The 17,699-nt window shown below is 26.0% G+C and carries 29 protein-coding genes and 7 pseudogenes; 28 read left to right on the forward strand and 8 right to left on the reverse strand.

Going from position 1 to position 17,699, the window contains the following annotated elements:
* Window positions 1-699: 699 nt before the first annotated feature.
* The 8 genes and pseudogenes from LUA84_RS00750 to LUA84_RS00785 form a co-directional block, all read right to left on the reverse strand.
* Window positions 700-915: a hypothetical protein gene (locus tag LUA84_RS00750; RefSeq protein WP_231433979.1), complete on the reverse strand. Its 216-nt coding sequence runs from the start codon at window positions 913-915 to the stop codon at window positions 700-702.
* A 188-nt stretch (window positions 916-1,103) separates the two neighbouring features.
* Window positions 1,104-1,514, reverse strand: a complete 411-nt coding sequence (locus tag LUA84_RS00755) for a hypothetical protein (RefSeq protein WP_231433980.1) — start codon at window positions 1,512-1,514, stop codon at window positions 1,104-1,106.
* A 203-nt stretch (window positions 1,515-1,717) separates the two neighbouring features.
* Window positions 1,718-2,023 (reverse strand): hypothetical protein, encoded by a 306-nt coding sequence (locus LUA84_RS00760; protein ID WP_231433981.1) that lies wholly within the window; start codon window positions 2,021-2,023, stop codon window positions 1,718-1,720.
* A 1,871-nt stretch (window positions 2,024-3,894) separates the two neighbouring features.
* On the reverse strand, window positions 3,895-4,188 hold the full coding sequence (locus LUA84_RS00765; protein WP_231433982.1) for a hypothetical protein: 294 nt from the start codon (window positions 4,186-4,188) through the stop codon (window positions 3,895-3,897).
* Window positions 4,151-4,597 (reverse strand): hypothetical protein, encoded by a 447-nt coding sequence (locus tag LUA84_RS00770; protein ID WP_231433983.1) that lies wholly within the window; start codon window positions 4,595-4,597, stop codon window positions 4,151-4,153. Before LUA84_RS00770 ends, LUA84_RS00765 begins: the two co-directional genes overlap by 38 nt.
* Before the next feature lie 36 nt (window positions 4,598-4,633).
* Window positions 4,634-4,935, reverse strand: a pseudogene (locus LUA84_RS00775) (DUF371 domain-containing protein).
* Between the two features lie 196 nt (window positions 4,936-5,131).
* Window positions 5,132-5,350, reverse strand: a complete 219-nt coding sequence (locus LUA84_RS00780) for an ATP-grasp domain-containing protein (RefSeq protein WP_308112647.1) — start codon at window positions 5,348-5,350, stop codon at window positions 5,132-5,134.
* 188 nt (window positions 5,351-5,538) lie between these two features.
* A complete protein-coding gene (locus LUA84_RS00785; protein ID WP_231433986.1) occupies window positions 5,539-5,865 on the reverse strand; it encodes a hypothetical protein in 327 nt (108 codons plus the stop codon).
* A gap of 139 nt (window positions 5,866-6,004) precedes the next feature.
* Between LUA84_RS00785 and LUA84_RS04980 the strand changes: the two genes are divergently transcribed.
* The 28 genes and pseudogenes from LUA84_RS04980 to LUA84_RS04605 form a co-directional block, all read left to right on the forward strand.
* The gene (locus LUA84_RS04980; RefSeq protein WP_457913317.1) at window positions 6,005-6,082 is read left to right on the forward strand and encodes a DNA-directed RNA polymerase subunit RpoH/Rpb5 C-terminal domain-containing protein; all 78 of its coding nucleotides are present in this window, start codon (window positions 6,005-6,007) and stop codon (window positions 6,080-6,082) included.
* Between the two features lies 1 nt (window position 6,083).
* Window positions 6,084-6,230: pseudogene (locus tag LUA84_RS04985) on the forward strand (DNA-directed RNA polymerase subunit RpoH/Rpb5 C-terminal domain-containing protein); the annotation flags it as partial.
* Between the two features lie 76 nt (window positions 6,231-6,306).
* On the forward strand, window positions 6,307-6,633 hold the full coding sequence (locus LUA84_RS04000) for a hypothetical protein (protein WP_256443469.1): 327 nt from the start codon (window positions 6,307-6,309) through the stop codon (window positions 6,631-6,633).
* Entirely contained in the window at window positions 6,633-6,788 is a 156-nt protein-coding gene (locus LUA84_RS04005; RefSeq protein ID WP_256443470.1) for a hypothetical protein, read from the forward strand. The genes LUA84_RS04000 and LUA84_RS04005 overlap by 1 nt, the downstream gene beginning before the upstream one ends.
* 20 nt (window positions 6,789-6,808) lie before the next feature.
* Window positions 6,809-7,186, forward strand: a complete 378-nt coding sequence (locus LUA84_RS00795) for a hypothetical protein (RefSeq protein ID WP_256443571.1) — start codon at window positions 6,809-6,811, stop codon at window positions 7,184-7,186.
* Between the two features lie 261 nt (window positions 7,187-7,447).
* The gene (locus tag LUA84_RS00800) at window positions 7,448-7,750 is read left to right on the forward strand and encodes a hypothetical protein (protein ID WP_231433988.1); all 303 of its coding nucleotides are present in this window, start codon (window positions 7,448-7,450) and stop codon (window positions 7,748-7,750) included.
* 52 nt (window positions 7,751-7,802) lie between these two features.
* Window positions 7,803-7,925: pseudogene (locus LUA84_RS00805) on the forward strand (hypothetical protein); the annotation flags it as partial.
* A 35-nt stretch (window positions 7,926-7,960) separates the two neighbouring features.
* On the forward strand, window positions 7,961-8,164 hold the full coding sequence (locus tag LUA84_RS00810) for a hypothetical protein (RefSeq protein ID WP_231433989.1): 204 nt from the start codon (window positions 7,961-7,963) through the stop codon (window positions 8,162-8,164).
* An 8-nt stretch (window positions 8,165-8,172) separates the two neighbouring features.
* Window positions 8,173-9,072, forward strand: a pseudogene (locus tag LUA84_RS00815) (hypothetical protein).
* The gene (locus LUA84_RS04010; protein ID WP_256443471.1) at window positions 9,047-9,259 is read left to right on the forward strand and encodes a hypothetical protein; all 213 of its coding nucleotides are present in this window, start codon (window positions 9,047-9,049) and stop codon (window positions 9,257-9,259) included. Before LUA84_RS00815 ends, LUA84_RS04010 begins: the two are co-directional and overlap by 26 nt.
* 54 nt (window positions 9,260-9,313) lie before the next feature.
* Window positions 9,314-9,520 carry a hypothetical protein gene (locus LUA84_RS00820; protein WP_231433990.1) on the forward strand — a complete coding sequence of 69 codons (207 nt, stop codon included), beginning with the start codon at window positions 9,314-9,316 and terminating at the stop codon, window positions 9,518-9,520.
* Window positions 9,521-9,668: 148 nt separating this feature from the next.
* A complete protein-coding gene (locus LUA84_RS00825; RefSeq protein WP_231433991.1) occupies window positions 9,669-10,097 on the forward strand; it encodes a hypothetical protein in 429 nt (142 codons plus the stop codon).
* 117 nt (window positions 10,098-10,214) lie between these two features.
* Complete coding sequence (locus LUA84_RS00830; RefSeq protein WP_256443472.1) at window positions 10,215-10,883, forward strand: hypothetical protein; 669 nt, start codon at window positions 10,215-10,217, stop codon at window positions 10,881-10,883.
* A complete protein-coding gene (locus LUA84_RS04015) occupies window positions 10,883-11,041 on the forward strand; it encodes a hypothetical protein (RefSeq protein ID WP_256443473.1) in 159 nt (52 codons plus the stop codon). Before LUA84_RS00830 ends, LUA84_RS04015 begins: the two co-directional genes overlap by 1 nt.
* 54 nt (window positions 11,042-11,095) lie before the next feature.
* Window positions 11,096-11,442 (forward strand): annotated as a pseudogene (locus tag LUA84_RS04600) (hypothetical protein); the annotation flags it as partial.
* A gap of 45 nt (window positions 11,443-11,487) precedes the next feature.
* Complete coding sequence (locus tag LUA84_RS00840) at window positions 11,488-12,015, forward strand: hypothetical protein (protein ID WP_231434528.1); 528 nt, start codon at window positions 11,488-11,490, stop codon at window positions 12,013-12,015.
* 168 nt (window positions 12,016-12,183) lie between these two features.
* Complete coding sequence (locus tag LUA84_RS00845; RefSeq protein WP_231433992.1) at window positions 12,184-12,507, forward strand: hypothetical protein; 324 nt, start codon at window positions 12,184-12,186, stop codon at window positions 12,505-12,507.
* A gap of 68 nt (window positions 12,508-12,575) precedes the next feature.
* Window positions 12,576-12,731, forward strand: coding sequence for a hypothetical protein (locus LUA84_RS00850; protein ID WP_231433993.1), 156 nt, complete (start codon window positions 12,576-12,578; stop codon window positions 12,729-12,731).
* A 153-nt stretch (window positions 12,732-12,884) separates the two neighbouring features.
* On the forward strand, window positions 12,885-13,262 hold the full coding sequence (locus LUA84_RS00855; RefSeq protein ID WP_231433994.1) for a hypothetical protein: 378 nt from the start codon (window positions 12,885-12,887) through the stop codon (window positions 13,260-13,262).
* Window positions 13,263-13,328: 66 nt separating this feature from the next.
* Entirely contained in the window at window positions 13,329-13,484 is a 156-nt protein-coding gene (locus LUA84_RS00860) for a ribosomal L7Ae/L30e/S12e/Gadd45 family protein (RefSeq protein WP_231433995.1), read from the forward strand.
* Window positions 13,485-13,594: 110 nt separating this feature from the next.
* Window positions 13,595-14,023: a 30S ribosomal protein S12 gene (locus tag LUA84_RS00865; protein ID WP_231433996.1), complete on the forward strand. Its 429-nt coding sequence runs from the start codon at window positions 13,595-13,597 to the stop codon at window positions 14,021-14,023.
* A gap of 364 nt (window positions 14,024-14,387) precedes the next feature.
* Window positions 14,388-14,948 (forward strand): hypothetical protein, encoded by a 561-nt coding sequence (locus tag LUA84_RS00870; protein ID WP_231433997.1) that lies wholly within the window; start codon window positions 14,388-14,390, stop codon window positions 14,946-14,948.
* Window positions 14,949-15,069: 121 nt separating this feature from the next.
* Complete coding sequence (locus LUA84_RS04025; RefSeq protein WP_457913318.1) at window positions 15,070-15,507, forward strand: hypothetical protein; 438 nt, start codon at window positions 15,070-15,072, stop codon at window positions 15,505-15,507.
* Complete coding sequence (locus LUA84_RS04030; RefSeq protein WP_256443476.1) at window positions 15,480-15,590, forward strand: hypothetical protein; 111 nt, start codon at window positions 15,480-15,482, stop codon at window positions 15,588-15,590. The genes LUA84_RS04025 and LUA84_RS04030 overlap by 28 nt, the downstream gene beginning before the upstream one ends.
* Window positions 15,591-15,654: 64 nt before the next feature.
* Window positions 15,655-15,900 (forward strand): annotated as a pseudogene (locus LUA84_RS00880) (pyruvoyl-dependent arginine decarboxylase); the annotation flags it as partial.
* An 87-nt stretch (window positions 15,901-15,987) separates the two neighbouring features.
* Window positions 15,988-16,110 (forward strand): hypothetical protein, encoded by a 123-nt coding sequence (locus tag LUA84_RS04035; protein ID WP_256443477.1) that lies wholly within the window; start codon window positions 15,988-15,990, stop codon window positions 16,108-16,110.
* Window positions 16,111-16,146: 36 nt separating this feature from the next.
* Complete coding sequence (locus tag LUA84_RS00885) at window positions 16,147-16,647, forward strand: cytochrome ubiquinol oxidase subunit I (RefSeq protein WP_231433998.1); 501 nt, start codon at window positions 16,147-16,149, stop codon at window positions 16,645-16,647.
* A gap of 681 nt (window positions 16,648-17,328) precedes the next feature.
* Window positions 17,329-17,499, forward strand: a pseudogene (locus LUA84_RS04605) (cytochrome ubiquinol oxidase subunit I); the annotation flags it as partial.
* Between the last annotated feature and the right edge of the window lie 200 nt (window positions 17,500-17,699).

Here is a 17,699-nt window from a genome sequence, read left to right on the forward strand (position 1 = left end):
ATAAAACTCCATTTGGTATATTAACTTTTATATAATATGACCCTTAATCTATTTATTGTATTTTGTAAATTCTGTAAACTGTTAATAAAATTTTCAAATATATATTCTTCCTGTTCTTTTTTAATATTTAAAGAATATTGATAATGCATATTAGGAAAGATAATGATATAATTACCAATATTATTGCTATTGAAAGTAAATTTAATTGATTCTTTTTCATTATGATCTAAAAATATTTAAAAATTTTAAAAAATTTTAACTTGGATTTTCTATATAAATTGTTACGTGTGTTGGAGATGTTTTTTCGACAAGTAATGGAATTTTTTCGAATTGGATTTCCATATGATAATTCATAAAATAATCCTGAAGTATAATATTGAATCATATTATTTGTTGTATTTATTATTACATTGCATGGTATTGTTTAAATATACATATTTATCATATATATACAACTTAATAAGTTGTTATTACTGTAAATATAATTTAAATATTTGTTTATTTCAATTTAAATATATACTCCTGTTCCATTGTTAGAATAACATACTTCTTCAACTGTAGAATATAGATTTTGGCATGAATATATATCTTGATATAATAATTGGGTCTGATTATTTATATTAGCAAATTTAAAATATAAATATACAGATAAACCAAAAGCAATGATCCTTACAACTATCCAAAACCAATTTTCCATTTTTATCCCTGGACATCAATATAGACATAATTTCCTGCCGAATATACTAATATATATTCTCCAGTCTTTATATAATAGCTACAATTTTGCATTACTACATTTGGATCTATACTACTTACATTATTTATTAAATCCTTACATGTAAATGGGTTTCCCTGATAGTTAATTAAATAGCAAAGACCCCGGGCTTTTTTATAATAACATGATACTACATCCATTGCAACATCTTGTATTGAAGTTACATTTGTTTCTACTACAGTTTATGTAATATTATATTTTGGCATTATACTACTAATGTAAGAAGTTATATTTCCTTTTAATAAAAATATTATTCCTAAAATTACCAATGTAAAAATTATTCCCATTATAATTAAAAATGTATAATTTATTGGAAGTTCTTGTGACTTTATTGCCATATTACAATATAACTTTTATTGTATATTATAAATATGCTATTATATGGATAAATATTTCCATTATTATTATTTAAATCAAATATAAAATTATTTGGATTAAATACAGTATAATTTTGCACATATTGAATTAATATTGATGAATTCAAAGTAATATTTTCATCTATATAAACATCATAACATACATTAAATAATTTATCTGTATTTACATTATTATTATAGCAATTTAATATTAATCCTATTATATCTGAATAAATTGTATCATTGCTTTCATTTGTATAAATAATATTTATTGAAGAAGGATAATATTTTTCACATGATGGGGAAAAACCACCTTGTGATATTAATGTTTGACAATAATATGCTTGAGAATTACTAAAAAATTTTGTATAAATAAGATTCATATAACTACAACAGATATTATCGCTATTATTATTATAAATATGGTATCTATTGTTATATCGTTCTTCATANATAATTAATACCTCCTTATAAATATATATAATTCTATAGCCAGAGGGAATTGTTATTCCATTTATTGTACAATTTTCACTAAGAAATACTTTAATATTTATTATTTCCTGAAAACTTTTATTATATAGGTCTTCTAGTTGTTGACAATTAATAATTTGTATACTATTTCCTCCCAAATATTTTTTACATTATAAATATAATAAAAAGAAAATAAACCGGCAATTATAATTAATATAAAGGTTATTATAATCCAATATATTGATTGCTGTAATCTCATAATTGTTATATTTATTGGTAAATATGGGCCAAATACTGTATATACTATTAATATTCCTATTATTGAAAATATTACATAAAATATTGTTCCAAACAATAAGTTTTTACCTATATAATATGATCGCATTGTTTTATCAAATCCATATTTTATTCCTGCGCTCATATATGAAGTAATCATTACATATTCTATAAAAAATATACCAATTTATTGCTCCAAAGAATGTTGGTGGTATTAAATTATATAGATTAAAGGTATTTGCAACGAAATTATATAGATTAGCTCCACTACCTAAACCAAAGGATTGGTCTTTAATTGAAAGAAATATGCAAGTGCAAAAAGCATTGAAACTATTCCGTTATTAAAAACTGTAACCATTGCAGAAATTAATGGTACTAGATTTTTTGATGTAATATCTATCAATCCAATTACTTCATTTAATATCTTTCTTACATTATATCTTATGNTATCTACATTTTCTAAATTTGTTGATATATTATATGCAATCTTTGATAAAACTTCAGGACCTTTTGATGAAGAAGTAACTAAAAGTTGCATGGATTCCCTTACTAATCTTGATGGATATAGATTTAATGAACCAATTTTTGGATCAAATATAGAAGTATTTAAATCATAGCCTCTTCTTAAATTATATAATGTTGTTTTTAGGAAATTTTCCATAACTCCAGAGGATTTTATTATTCTATTTGTTTAGTAGTTTTTTCAACTACCATTTCAAATGGAAAACATCATCTAAAATGATGCAAACTCATTTACAACAATTGGGAATTCATTTTCTATTTCTTCAATTTCATATNTTTTCTTAACTCTTTGGAAAGATGTTAAATAATAATAGGATCCTATACCCAAACCCAATCCTAAAGGTAATGCTAAAGTTAAAACAGAATATATTAATGCTCTATCTTGATAAACTATATTTAAATAATCACTTAAGAATCCTTGTGGAATAGATGTAATTTTTATAGCTAAAGAAATAAAATGATATATTCCTAAAATTGCAATTGATCCCAATATTATTGAAATTATGATTGCTGGAATTTCATTATCTCCAATTTTAAATCTTCCAGGTTTTGGTAGATCTCTTGCTAAAGATAAATCTGGAACAGAAAATGCAAATGGGTTCTTTGATAAAAAGTTCGGGATTATTAAAAATGTAATAACTGGTAAAATCAATATATATGAAAATGCTATGAAATAGAAACTTACAGTATTTAATAAAAATACAGATATTATTGGTAACATAATCAAGCTAACTATTGGAAGCATCAATAAGAAAGATACAATAACTGTTGCTGGTTCTTTTAAAGCATCTACATATAATTGAGATTTTTCTAATGATTTCTTCAATACCCATCCTAATATTCTATCTAATAATTTGTTTATATCATCAATAGAATTCTTATATTTAATATTTACAATATGTGTCATTGCATATACAAAATACTGGCTTACGATAAAACCATCTTCTTTGATAATATTCTAATGCAGATTCAATATCATTAAATTTATTTGTTTCTAAATAATCTAATAATGATTTAAAGTCTGTTNCAATAAAACCCTTCATATAATATGCTACATATTTTATTCCATTTTCCAAATNAGGATTTCTTTTTAGATATAATGATAAATATAATATTATCCATATAACTTCTGATGTTACTTGTATTCTAACAATTTGTGTATAGAATATTGGATAATATGCAAAATAAAAAGATAATATCAATAAAGAAATTAATAAAGAAAAAGCTAAATGAAAGCTAACAAAACTTAAAATAAATATAAAATTATAGAAAATAATGTTAGGCTTATTACAGAAGAAAATATATTATCTGGATTTGTATTTAGTCTATTTAACCATAAATGAAATGCATATTTTTTATATATACAATCAGGGGCTTTTAATATTATTAAATTAAAATTATTAAAAAAAATATTCAAAAAAACTCATTACATTTAGCTTGTTTCACTTGGTATATTATTTAACTGAGAATATGGTACCTGCAATGAAGAATTGACTACAATGGCATTCCATTAACATTATTATTTATACCCAATGCTGTGCAATTTCCAGTTACTGTTAATATTCCACTACTAACTGTTAAATTCAAATTACATCCATCTGCAGTATTATAATAGTTAGCAATATCCAATAATGCACCAAATACCTGATTTGTAATCCATGTTGGTAATTGTGAAGAACATTGTACTGGACCTGGATTTAATATTTGTGATGGAGAAGAAATATAAATATTTTCTTGTCCATTTGTTACATTAAAATATGTAGCAGAAGAAGTAATTTCCAAATACATAACTTGTTGCTTGTTCTGGATTATAATATAAATTATCAATATAAATCTGGCATTCTAAATACATGCAATCAAGAGGTGATATAGAATATCCTTCATATTGACATTGACTAGAAGAACCTCCATATAATTGTAATACTGCACTACATAGAACAGCATTTGAACAAACATAATATCCAGGACTTGTTTGTACAAGTCCATTTCCTATATCTTCATACTTTGTACAAAATGTATATGGGCTTGAACAATAGCTTGAAAAATCTGAAACTGCCTGTTGTATTTGAGTGTTTGATATTTGGCTAATCTTTGAAGATTGTTGCTGGAATAATTTAATTACAATCACTGCCACAAATAACATTATTATTATTACAAATATTGTTTCTACAGCCATATCTATACCTCCCTTTTTCATAATTAAGGATAAATATTTTATTCTTTATAAATATTTTTAATAATATATTACAAATTCCATATCCTTTTCTTTCCTCAATTCTTCTATTAATTTTCTATCAATATCAATAGCACTCTTATTTGAATTTATTGCCAAAGTTCTATCGTCAATATAATTACTCTTTCTTATAACAATACTTCTATAATTTGTTAATAATAAATTTTTTGAACCATATGCAATTATATCATCTATCAAATCATCAACTTTAATTACAATCTTTATTTTTCCTTCATTTAATAAATGATATTTAAAATCTTCTGTGGATCTTTTACAGAATAATTTGCATTTATCCCAATTATGCAATCTCCTCTTTCAGTTAAAAAATTATCCTCTGTATTTTCTAGAGTACTTTAATGTGTTGCTTTTATTAATTTATTTCCCCTAGCTTTTATTACTAATTTCATTTAAGTAATTTAATATTTCTCTTGAAACATTTCTATTTAAATATTTGTCAGATTCTTCATATTGAAATATATGATGTAAATCTATTAAATACTATTGATTGTCTTTTAATAATAGATCAAATCCAAATATTTNTAAGTCGCATTTTTCGATAATTTTATATCCAATATCTATTATTTCTTCATCCAATTCATATAGTCTTCCATATCCTCCCTGACTAATATTTGCCTTAAAACTATTTTTATTAATTCTCTGCATTGCACCAATTGTTTTTCCTACAAAAATTACCCTTATATCTCTCTCATAAGGAATTTATTTTTGAAATATTAGATGTTTTAAATTTATTTTCTTTTCTAATAAATATTTTTCCAAAAAATTATATAATTCTTTTTCATTATCTATTTTGTTACAAATTCTCCTCTATGAGCAAACTGATGTTTATTGCATTGGAAATCCTATTTTATTTATTACATATTCTATGTTATGGATTGAGAATATTTTCACAAATTCGGCATCTTTACATATTTATTAAGAATGCTATAAAATAAAGTTTTTGATATTATAGATTCTTTAGTATGTATTCTATTTATTACTTTTTTTCCATTTTTTTCAAGATATTTTGCTAGAAAGTGTATATCTGATAAAAAAGTTGATCCAATGAAAAAGTAATATACATCATAGTTTAATATTTTTTCATTATATGGAAATATATTGTCCTTTTCTATATCAATAATTCTGATTTCATTATAATTTTTTATTTCCTCTTTCAATCTTATCATTCTATAATCTTCTAAATCAGTTTTTACGAATATGGCTACTCTACCCATTTTTAATATCTAGGAGGTAAAGTTATAAGTTTTTATGAAAAATTAAATAAAGTGTAAATCTACTAAAAATTCTAAATCTAAAAAAACTTCTAAAGTTAATAAACCTAAAAAAGATTTAAGGGAATTATCTGAAATCGATATAACAAAACATTATTTAGTACCAAAACATATAATATCACCTGAAGAAGAAAAGAAGGAATTATTGAGAAAAGTATAAGGTATCTTTATTAGATTTACCAAAGATCAAAATCTCGGATCCTGCATTAAAGAATCTAAATGCTAAGCCAGGGGATGTTGTTAAGATTATAAGGAATAATCCATGGACTGGGGAAGAAGTATATTATAGAGTTGTTGTTGAGGATTAAGCTTATAAGGATATCATATATATAAATAAAAAGTGGCTAAAATAATATNGATAACTATATCTTATTCTATAAATACTTGGAGGAAAATGATCTCTTAGGAGTACAACTAAGGTCCTTTGAATACATCGTTGATGTAGAAATGACAAAGATTGGAAGGGAATTGGGAACATTTTCTCCAAGATTATTGGCTCCAGGATTAAGAGATTTACAATTTAAAATAGAAAGATGGTGGTTGGGGAAGGCAGATTTTATGGAGAAAGAAGGGGTTTCCAGATTAATATATCCAATAGAAGCTAGAATTAGAGGACTTACATATGCTGGAACAGTATATATGGAATTTTCTGTATATGAAAACGAAACATTTAAGAGTGAATATCAAGTAGAATTGGTAGATTGCCAATAATGGTTAGATCAAAATATTGTAATACTTATGGATTATCTGAAGAGCAATTAATAAGAATTGGAGAAGATCCGACAGATAAGGTTGGATATTTTATTATTAATGGAAATGAAAAATTAATTATATTGTCTGAAGAACTTGCGACAAACAAATTTTAGTTNAAAAAGAATCTGGTTCTATAAAATATAGTGGATATTTATTATCAGAATCTTTAACTCAATTAAAGGCTCATAGAATGGAAATCACAAAAGATGGTTTATTATATTTATCATTTGAGAAATATAAAAGGATTCCTTTAATACCTTTAGTAAGGGCTCTGGGTTTAGAAAAGGATGTTGAAATAAAGCAACTAATTTCTGAAGGGGATGATTTTGAAGAAGTATATATTAATTTATTGGAATTCCAAGATATAAAAACTTCTGAGGATGCAATAAGATATTTGGCTGATAAATTAAAATTAACAGGATCTCCAGAAGTTAAAAAAGAAAAATTATTATCAATACTAGATAATTTATTATTACCGAATATTGGAACATCCCTAATGATAGATTATTAAAGGCATACAATTTATTGAAGATGGCAAGAAAGTTATTATAATTAGCTCATGAAAAAATTGATGAAGATGTAAAAGATCACTTTGCAAATAAAATAGTTAGAACACCTGGAGAACTAATAAGAGAATATTTCTTAGTTACTTTAAGAACATTGATGACAGATGCAATGTATCAATATGAAAGGTTGGTGAAAAGAGGGAAGATACCTTCATATACATCTATATTTAGATCAGAAAATATTTAGTGAGAGATTTGAAAATGTAATGGGTATTGGAAAATGGACAAGGAATAGAACTGGAATTGCGCAAGCTTCTGATAGAACAAATAAAATTTCTGTTTTATCTCATCTAACAAGGGTTGTTTCTTCAATATCTAGTGAAGCTGAATTATTAGAAGCAAGAATGGCTCATGGTACTCATTGGGGTAGATTAGATTTAATAGAAACACCTGAAGGTCATGAAACTGGATTAAGAAAAAATAAAACAATATTAGCAAAAATAAGTTTTGAAGAGATTGATAAAAATCAATTAATTAGAAAATTGGAGGATATACGATTAAGGCAATAGTTAAAAATGTTTCAGATAAAAAATAAAAATGGCATATTAGGTTTATGTAGATAGTATTTTTGTTGGATATGTTGATGATGTTAATAAATTTATTGAAGAATTTAAGGAGAAGAGAAGAAAAGGTATTATTCCATATTTTGTAAATATACATTTTGATGAAACAAGAATGTTATAGAGATATTAGCAAGAAAAGTAAGGATTTTAAGACCTTTGATTGTTGTAAAAGATGGAAAGCTATTATTAACAAAGGAGCATATTGAAAAATTAAAGAAAGGAGAAATAAAATGGTCTGATTTAGAAAAGGAAGGTATAATTGAATGGGTTGATCCTGCTGAAGAAGAAAATTTATATGTTGCATTATATCCTGAAGATATAAAGGAAAATACAACTCATTTAGAGTTATCTTCACTATAATATTTGGTATAGTCTACTCTTTAGTTCCATTTTCAAATAGAAATCAATCTGCAAGATTAAATGGAGGTGTTAGACCACAGAGACAGGCTCATGCTATATATTCATTGAATTTCCATAATAGATTCGATACTGATATATCACTTTTATATTATCCTCAATATCCGATTACTAGAACATTTTCTTTTAATATATTTAAGGATGATTATGCAATAGGACAAAATGTAATTGTTGCTGTAATGACACAGGAAGGATATAATATTGAAGATGCAATTATCATGTATAAAGGTTCAATAGATAGGGGTTTATTTAGATCTGTGTATTTTAGATCTTATGAAATAGAAAGATTAAGATATTCTGGATGATTACAAGATGAAATTACAATTCCAGATCCTTTTGTAGAATTATATAGAGGAAAAGATAAATATAAAAATTTAGAAGAAGATGGAATTGTTTCTTGTCGAAATATTTGTAAAGCCGAAGAAGTTCTTGTTGGCGGCCTATCACCCCCAAGATTTATTGGTTTAACTTCTGAATCTATTGCAACAGGTTTAAGAAAGAAGGATTCTTCATTAACTACTGGTAGTGGGGAAGAAGGGTGGGTAGATAAGGTTGTAATAACAGAATCTGATGATGGAAATTTATTAGTTAGGATAAAATTAAGGGACTTAAGAATTCCAGAACTTGGAGATAAATTTTCTGTAAGACATGGACAGAAAGGTGTTTTGGGAATGATTGTTGACCCATCAGATATGCCTTGGTCATCTCCAGGTCTTGTTCCAGATATAATATTTTCTCCTGCTGGAATTCCTTCAAGAGATTCAGTTGGATTATTATTAGAATTGCTTGCTGGAAAGATTGGTAGTTTAAATGGAAGGTATGTTGATGAACTACAAGGTTGGAGAAAGTGAAGAAGAATTAAGGAAAGAACTCTTATCTTTAGGATTTAGAGAAGATGGAACAGAAACATTATATAATCCTTTAACTGGAGATGAATTTAAAGTCAAAATATTTATTGGAAGTATTTATTATTTAAGATTAAAATATATGGCAAAGAACAAATTACAAGCAAGAGCAACAGGTTCTCTTACTTTATAGACAAGACAACCAACAGAAGGTAAATCAAAGAAAGGTGGTTTGAAATACAGTGAAATGGAACATGAAGTTCTTGCTGCTCATGGTGCTTCTATATTAACAAGGGAAATGTATTCTTCTGATAATACAACAATTTATGTTTGTGAAAAATGTGGTTCTCTTGCTGTTGAAGATAATATAAAAATAGGGTTTATTGTCCTGTTTGTGGTGAAACTGAAAAAATATCAAAAGTTAAGGTTTCTTATGCATTCTACTTATTATTAAATGAATTAATTTCTCTTGGATTTGGCCTAAGCTTAAGTTAAATTATAAGTTTTAATGATGGACGATATATTTTTCAAAAGAATTTCTGAAATTCAATATTCCCTATTAATTCCAGATACAATAAGAAAAATGTCTGCAGCAAAAATAATTGTATCAGAGTTATGATGATGAAGATGGAACCCCAATAAGGGGTGGATTAATGGATTTAAGATTGGGAGTAGTAGATCCAAGTTATGTATGTGAAACATGTGGAAAAACTGCAGGAAAGTGCCTTGGTCATTTTGGTCATATTGAATCAGCAAGACCAGTATTGCATCCAGAATTTTTGCCAATTGTTAAAGAATTAGTAAATGCTGTTTGTCATAATTGTGGTCATGTAAAATTAAGGAAAGAAGAAAGAGAATTTGCATTAAATAAAATAGAAAAGTATAAAAATGCAAAAAGAAGGAATAAATTATATAAATTTATAGTTAAGTTTGTATATTCTAGAGCTAAAAAAAGCATCCAAAATGTCCTGTATGTGGATATGAAAATCCAAAAGTTGAATTTAGAAAACCATTTCACTTTTAGCAGTTAAGGATAAGGAAAATGAAAGAAGAATGTATCCTGTTGAAATAAGATCAATATTTGAAAAAATACCAAATGAAGATTTACCATTAATTGGATTTGATCCATCATCTTCTGACCAGAATGGATGATAATGACAGTTTTACCTGTACCTCCAGTAACAATGAGACCTTCGATAGTTTTGGAAACTGGAGAGAGAGCAGAAGATGATTTAACTCATAAATTGGTTGATATTGTAAGAACAAATCAAAGATTAAAAGAAGATATAACAACAGGAGCCCCTCAAGTTATTGTAGATGATATATATAATTTATTACAATATCATGTATTTACATATTTCAATAATACCTTACCAAATGTCCCGAAGGCTCAACATAGATCTGGAAAACCATTAAAATCATTAGTTGAAAGATTCTCTGGAAAGGAAGGAATAATTAGAAGATATTTGCTTGGAAAAAGAATAAATTATAGTTCAAGGGCAGTTATTAGTCCAGATACGAAAATAAAACCAAATGAGGTTGGAATACCATTATATGTTGCAAAAACATTAACAGTTCCTGAAAGGTTTACTGAATGGAATATTGAAAAAATGAGGGAATATATATTGAATGGACCTGAAAAATATCCAGGTGCAAATTATGTAATATCTCCGGATGGAAGAAAAAGAGTAATTACTGAAGAAAATAAAGAAACAATTGCCTCAATGATTGCACCAGGATGGATTGTTGAAAGACATTTAATGGATGGAGATATTGTATTACTATTAAGATATCCTTGTTTACGTAGTTATCAATGATGGGTCATAATGCTAAAATACTTCCAGGAAATACTTTTAGAATAAATCCAATAAAATGTAGACCTTATAATGCAGATGTTGATGGAGATGAGATGAATGTATTCTTACCAAGAAGTGAGGAAGCAAGAGCAGAAGCAGAATTTTTAGCAGAAATATAAAATAATTATATTACTCCAAGGTATGGGGACTTTATTGTTGGTATGATTCAAGAAATGATAACAGGATTATATTTAATAACGCAGGATGATGTAAAAATACCAATTAATCAAGCTGCACAGTTAGTATATATGTCTAATGCTAATGATAAAGATTTAGATAAATTATCTAATATTATAAAAAAAGCTAAAGAAGAAGGTAGAGATTATTTAACTGGAAAGGAAGTTGCTTCAATATTTTTGCCAGATGACTTTATTTTGAAAATGATAAAATAAAGATAGAAAATGGAATGATAGTCAGAGGATATCTTGATTCAAGTTTAATAAAGGCAGAAAAACGTAGATTATTTCTTGTATTATATAAATTATATGGAAAAGAATATTTAACAGATTTATTACAAAAATATAGCTTATTAGGAATATATTATCAATATAATTTAGGAATTACAATGTCAATTTCAGATTTTGATTTACCAAAAGAAGCAAAAGAAGAAATAAAAAAGATAGTAGATGATACACAAAAAACATTCAATGATCTATATAAGCAATATACTGAAGGAACTCTTGAAAGGATTGCTGATAGAAGTTTACAGCAAACATATGAATTAAAATCTATGCAGACAATATCTGAAAGTGTTACAAAAATACAAGATGTTCTTAGGAAATATATGAAAAAAGATACTGGTACATATATTATGTCTGTAACTGGTGCAAGAGGTGATTGGCAGAATGCTGTTAGGATGGTTGGATCTTTAGGATTTCAAGCATTTAGAGGAAGATTTATAGATTTTGGTTATAGAAGAAGGAATTTATCAATATATGAAAGAAATGTATATNNNCCAAAATATCATGGTTGGGTAATAAGTTCTTATAGAGATGGATTAAAACCATGGGAAATGTTCTTCCATGCATTACCTGGTAGGGATTCTTTAATGGATACAGCAATAAGAACTGCTACAATCTGGATATTTCTATAGAAGATTAGTATTAAGTTTATATGATCTACATGTAAATGATGATTTAGATGCCTATAATGCCTATAATAGGATTGTACAATTTGTTTATGGAGGTGATGGTGTTGCAGTACATAAATCAATAAATGTAAAATTAGATGTAAATTTACTGGGGCAAATTTTAAAACCTTAATGACGGAAAAAATAAAGATGGAACTACCAGAAAAAATAAAAAAGGATCTAGAAAAAATAGAAGATGAAAAATTAAGAAAAATTGTAGAAGATTTTTCATATAAATTTATAATAGATCCAGGGGAAGCTGTTGGAGTAGTTGCTGCTCAATCAATAGGGGAACCAACTACACAGATGATATTAAGATCATTCCACTTTGTAGGTATATTTGTTCAGCAGGTTTCTTTGGGTTTACCTAGAATCACAGAAATTACTGATGCAAAAAAGAAAATGAAACAGAGATATATGATAATAAGGTTATTGATGAATATAAAAATGATTTAAATGTAGTCCAAAATGTTGCAAAAAAGATAAAGGAATTATTATAGGAAGATCTCTTATCATCAATAACATTGGATGTATTTGAAAATAAAATAATTATTAGTTTGGATAAAGAAAAATTGAAGAATGAAGAATTAACATTTGATGAAGTATATAGAATATTAAAAAAGAAAATAAAGAAATATAAGGTTGAGAGTGATAAGCAAAATATATATGTAATTGCTTGAAAATTATCTGCTAGGGAATTATATTTGCTTAAAGAAATGGTAAAGAAAATATTAATAAAAGGAATAAAAGGAATGAAGGGTACAATTACTATATAAGGATGAAAAAAATAACGAATATGAAATATATACTGTTGGATCTAAGTTATTAAAATTATGAAAATACCGGAGGTAGATTATACAAGAGTATATACAAATGATCTAAGAGAAATAGAAAAGGTTTTTGGAACAGAACCTGATAGAGCTGCAATATTACAGGAATTAGTTAAATTATATGAAGATCAGGGTCTTAGTGTAAATGTAAGACACTTTATGTTAGTAGCAGATATGTTGACATGGTATGGGACATATTTAGGTATAAATAGATATGGATTACATGCAGAAAAAGAATTTACATTATCAAAAGCAGCATTTGAAACTCCAATTCCTATATTTGTTAGGTCTTCAATGATGGGACAGTCTGATAAGGTAGTAAGTGGAATAGAAAATGTTATAATGAATTCAACCAATATACTTAGGTACAGGTTTATATGATATATATTTTGTAGGAAATAAAAAGGAAGATAAGGAATAAAAATATTTTTTATATAGAAAAATTTTATGGTAACATTTGATGATTTAAGAAAGAAAATTGTTGATGAGAAAAAGATAGTTATTGGATATAATAGAACTTTGAAAAAGATTAAAAGAGGAGAGGTAGAAAAAATATTTTTAGCAAAAAATGTTCCTGAAAATATAAAAAAGGACATAGAATAATATCAGAAGTTGGGAAATTTTGAAGTAGAGGTATTAAATTACTCAAATGAAGAAGTAGCTATTGCTATTGAAAAAGCCATTTAAAATTTCTGTTAGATCTATATTAAAGAATGGCTAATGGATTATTTGCTGCTAAGAAATTAGTTGAAAATAGAAAAAAATTTAGATGGAGTAAGAAAGAATGGAAGAGAAGAATATTGAAATTAAAAGAAAAATATGATCCTTTGGAAGGAAGTCCAATGGCATCAGGAATTGTATTAGAAAAAGTACAGATTGAAAAAAGACAGCCATATTCTGGAATGATAAAATGTGTAAAAGTGCAATTAAAGAAAAATGGAAAAATTGTTACATCATTTGCTCCAGGTGATAAGGCAATAAAATATATTGATGAACATGATGAAGTATTAATAGTTGGAATAGGAGGACCAAAGGGAAGAACTAGAGGTTCAATACCTGGAGTAAGATATAAGGTAATACTAGCAAATGGACAACCTTTGGAATTATTAAGAAAGGGTAAGATAGAAAAAGCTAGAAGATAGTTTCTTATTTTAATAATTTTATATAGGCAATTTTATTATAGAAAGAAGAAGAAATAGTTGCTATTTTCTAATAACAAAAACAATATTTATATAATTTTATTACATAAAAAATAAATGGTATATAGCCTATTGGTAGCTATAGGTTATTATATTGGTTTTTTAGTAGTAGGTAGTGCTTAATAGGTTATTTTGTTGGATGGATAGTATATAAAGTATTGGACTGGCTATTTGCAAAATATATAAAAATAGGGAATTTATATGAGAAATTAAAATCAACATTTAGCAAAATGCCAGAAATAAATTAGAAAGCCTATTATCATATTTAGTTGGAATAATATTACGAATATTAGTATTTAATGATATATTGCCATTGATGCCAAATGTATTAACAGCAACACAGTATTCTTATGTAACTAATGTATTACAATGGACAATGATGGTTTCTTCTTCATTATTGTTAATGTCAATATTTGTATTAATAATAGCAGCTGGTGTAATATTCTCAATATTCTTTACATCATATCTATATATATTAATTGAAGGATATAATGAATATGTAGCAGAATTATTGAAACTATTACTATTTGTAGGATTTGTATGGATAATAACATACTATTCTCTAGGATTATTAGGATTCCAATCTACATTATTTAATAATATAATAAGTGTATTTGTTGTATTATCAATTGGATTAATTGTAATGAAGTATATAACAGAAAATGTAAACGAAAATTCATATTATAAGAATGTAAAACCATTCATTCAAGTATTTATATATTCAATATTCGTTATATCATCGCTATCAGTATTAACTGTTGGATATTCAAATATTTCAACAAGTATGGAGAGCATATTTGCATGGGGCATCGTAGTACTATTTGTACTAACACTAAAACCAATTTTAGTTAAGGCAATAAGAGAATAAGAATAATTTTTTAATTTATCTTTTAATATTATTTTTAATGGTAAATAATATTGATGATTTGAAATTTATTGGAAGGTGGAAATATGAAATAGATGTAGAAGATGAAACATTAAGAGCATTTATGAATTTAAAACCATATGTTGTTCCAAAGACAAAAGGTAGATATCAAAATAGAAGATTTGGAAGAAAAAATATGCCANTTATAGAGAGATTAATTGGTAGATTATTGACACCAGGTTGTTATGGGGGAAAGCATAAGTTTACATCATATTATGCTTCTGGAGAATATCATAAAGTATTAAAAATATTAGTTGAGGCATTTGAAATAATTGAAAAAGAAACAAAACAAAATCCAATAAAAGTATTGACAAAAGCAATAGAAAATGCTGCTCCAAGAGAAGAAATAACAAATATAGAAATTGCTGGTGCAAGATATCCAAAAGCAGTAGATATTTCACCTTCAAGAAGAATTGATTTTGCTATAAGGCATTTGTTTGGGGAGCATATCATAGTTCTAGAAATAAAAAAGATATGGCAAGTGCATTGGCAAAAGAAATAATAAATGCGTATAATAATTCTGTAGAAGCATTTGCAATACAAAAGAAATTAGAACTAGAAAGATTGGCATCTTCTTCTAGATGATTTGTTTATAAAGCTATAAAAGTAATTTTTATTTTATGACCCGCGGAGTCTCGTACCGAAAAAAGTTTTCTTTACCTCTGGTATAGGTATAGCGGATGATCCACTATTAAGTTTTGAATATGCATTGAGAGAAGCAAAAATAGAAAAGTTTAATCTAGTTCCAGTATCTAGTATAGCACCACCGAATGTAAAAATTATTGACATAAATGAGGGATTAAAATATTTAAAGGCAGGTCAGATTGTATTTTGTGTTCTAGCAAGATTTACATCAAATGAAGAGGGTAAAGAAATATTCTCTGAGTTGGAGTAGCATTTACCCAAGGATAAAAAATATAATGGATCTTTTACGGAATACCATGGATAATATACTGGAAAAGAAGAAGGATATGCAAAAAATATGGCGAAAAATATGCTAGAGTCTATGTATAATATAGAAATAGATAAGGAATTTGAAATATATAGAAAAACAAAGGTAGAAAAATATAGTACTGTTATATCAACAGCTGTATTTATTCTTTAAATAAATTTTTTAAATACATAAACCATAAACATTTTTATGTTACCTGTCTATGATATTAATAGGATTGTTTTTGCATCATCTCTTGCTATACATATTATAATAGCATCAATTACAATTGCAATGCCCTTTGCAATTGGAACATTAGCATTATATGGAATATTAAAGAAAGATGAAAGTATAAAAAATTTAGCACAAAGAATATCGACATTAATATTAGTTTTATTTGCAATAGGAACATTGTCTGGTACAATTGTTGCTCCTGAAATGTATATATTATTCCCAAAATTTATGCAAATAGTGAGTAATACAGCAATTATATCATTATATATAGAAATTTTAGCATTCTTCATGGAATCTTTATTTGTAGGTATATATTTCTACTCATTTAAAAAATATAATAATTCGATATTACATCCAATATTTATGTATTTAATTGGAATATTTGCAGCGATGTCTGGTTTTTTAATAATAACATTTAATGCTTTTATGAATTATCCTGTAGGAATTGAATATTTGAATGGTCAATATATTGTATAAATCCAAATTCCATATTTTTTACTCCAATAGAATTTATTGAAGTATTTCATGGAATTTTAGCATCATTAGAATTTGGTTTATCAATATTTGTATTAGTTATTTCCTATAAAATATTGAAAGAAAAAGATATTGAAAATATAAAAATATATGGAAAAGCTTTGAAATTAGCAATTCTCAGATTATTCTTATCAATATTATTATTAGGAGTATCAGGAATAAATCCAGCTGAGATACCTTNGCAAAATATCAACCANNTAAGTATGCAGCATTANAGGGCAATTTGAATGGAAATATTGTCTAATGCACCTGAAAATTTATTTGGAATTGTTACAAACAATTATACATTAATTGATTCAATAAAAATTCCAAATTTGCAAAGTTTATTATTATATGNGAGTTTAATCCAAATACAATTGNTCCTGGAATATATGCCAATGAGTCTTATATACCTTCACCAAATNNTAGTACATAGCACATAATTCTTTTGATTACTGGCAATATTTGGATTCTTAATATTCTTTATATCATTATATGGATTGATCTCTTTAATAATTTCAAAAGAAGATAAAAAAGATAAAAAATTTAGTTTAAATCCAAAATACACATTTTATATGAATAAATTATTATTATACGGATTAATATTATTATCTGTATTATCTTTAATTTCCTTCGGAAACTGGATGGGTTGCTACGGAAGTTGGAAGGCAACCATGGACAATATATGGAATACTATTAACAAGAGATGCTGCAAATTCAAATCCGGGAGTTGTTCCTATTGCAATAGCTTTTGAATTAATATATATACCATTATTTGTTCATATCTATATGGGCTATAAAAAAATTATTTATTAATAAATTATGATAAACTATTCATTTTACTTTTATACATATATATTTTTAATTGCAGCGACAATCTTATTACTTATAGGAATAGAAATAGCCTTGGCATTATCATTACTTATAAATAAGGATGTATATAAAAAATATGAAAATTTGTTTTTATCAATGTGGGAAAAACAGGTACATCAATTGTTTTCTTTGTAGTACAATAT

Source organism: Candidatus Nanopusillus massiliensis, from assembly GCF_920984865.1.

What these genes read in the sequence shown, in the direction of transcription:
- LUA84_RS04010 (WP_256443471.1), top strand. Translation starts at nt 9,047, where the DNA reads ATGAACTACAAGGTTGGAGAAAGTGAAGAAGAATTAAGGAAAGAACTC.
- LUA84_RS00830 (WP_256443472.1), top strand. Translation starts at nt 10,215, where the DNA reads ATGATAATGACAGTTTTACCTGTACCTCCAGTAACAATGAGACCTTCG.
- LUA84_RS00865 (WP_231433996.1), top strand. Translation starts at nt 13,595, where the DNA reads ATGGCTAATGGATTATTTGCTGCTAAGAAATTAGTTGAAAATAGAAAA.
- LUA84_RS00820 (WP_231433990.1), top strand. Translation starts at nt 9,314, where the DNA reads ATGGAACATGAAGTTCTTGCTGCTCATGGTGCTTCTATATTAACAAGG.
- LUA84_RS00750 (WP_231433979.1), bottom strand. Translation starts at nt 915, where the DNA reads ATGGATGTAGTATCATGTTATTATAAAAAAGCCCGGGGTCTTTGCTAT.
- LUA84_RS00855 (WP_231433994.1), top strand. Translation starts at nt 12,885, where the DNA reads ATGAAAATACCGGAGGTAGATTATACAAGAGTATATACAAATGATCTA.
- LUA84_RS00785 (WP_231433986.1), bottom strand. Translation starts at nt 5,865, where the DNA reads ATGGGTAGAGTAGCCATATTCGTAAAAACTGATTTAGAAGATTATAGA.
- LUA84_RS04015 (WP_256443473.1), top strand. Translation starts at nt 10,883, where the DNA reads ATGGGTCATAATGCTAAAATACTTCCAGGAAATACTTTTAGAATAAAT.
- LUA84_RS00845 (WP_231433992.1), top strand. Translation starts at nt 12,184, where the DNA reads ATGACGGAAAAAATAAAGATGGAACTACCAGAAAAAATAAAAAAGGAT.
- LUA84_RS00860 (WP_231433995.1), top strand. Translation starts at nt 13,329, where the DNA reads ATGGTAACATTTGATGATTTAAGAAAGAAAATTGTTGATGAGAAAAAG.
- LUA84_RS00885 (WP_231433998.1), top strand. Translation starts at nt 16,147, where the DNA reads ATGTTACCTGTCTATGATATTAATAGGATTGTTTTTGCATCATCTCTT.
- LUA84_RS00755 (WP_231433980.1), bottom strand. Translation starts at nt 1,514, where the DNA reads ATGAATCTTATTTATACAAAATTTTTTAGTAATTCTCAAGCATATTAT.
- LUA84_RS00760 (WP_231433981.1), bottom strand. Translation starts at nt 2,023, where the DNA reads ATGAGCGCAGGAATAAAATATGGATTTGATAAAACAATGCGATCATAT.
- LUA84_RS04005 (WP_256443470.1), top strand. Translation starts at nt 6,633, where the DNA reads ATGGTTAGATCAAAATATTGTAATACTTATGGATTATCTGAAGAGCAA.
- LUA84_RS00765 (WP_231433982.1), bottom strand. Translation starts at nt 4,188, where the DNA reads ATGTATTTGGAAATTACTTCTTCTGCTACATATTTTAATGTAACAAAT.
- LUA84_RS00800 (WP_231433988.1), top strand. Translation starts at nt 7,448, where the DNA reads ATGGGTATTGGAAAATGGACAAGGAATAGAACTGGAATTGCGCAAGCT.
- LUA84_RS04035 (WP_256443477.1), top strand. Translation starts at nt 15,988, where the DNA reads ATGGCGAAAAATATGCTAGAGTCTATGTATAATATAGAAATAGATAAG.
- LUA84_RS00770 (WP_231433983.1), bottom strand. Translation starts at nt 4,597, where the DNA reads ATGAAAAAGGGAGGTATAGATATGGCTGTAGAAACAATATTTGTAATA.
- LUA84_RS04030 (WP_256443476.1), top strand. Translation starts at nt 15,480, where the DNA reads ATGGCAAGTGCATTGGCAAAAGAAATAATAAATGCGTATAATAATTCT.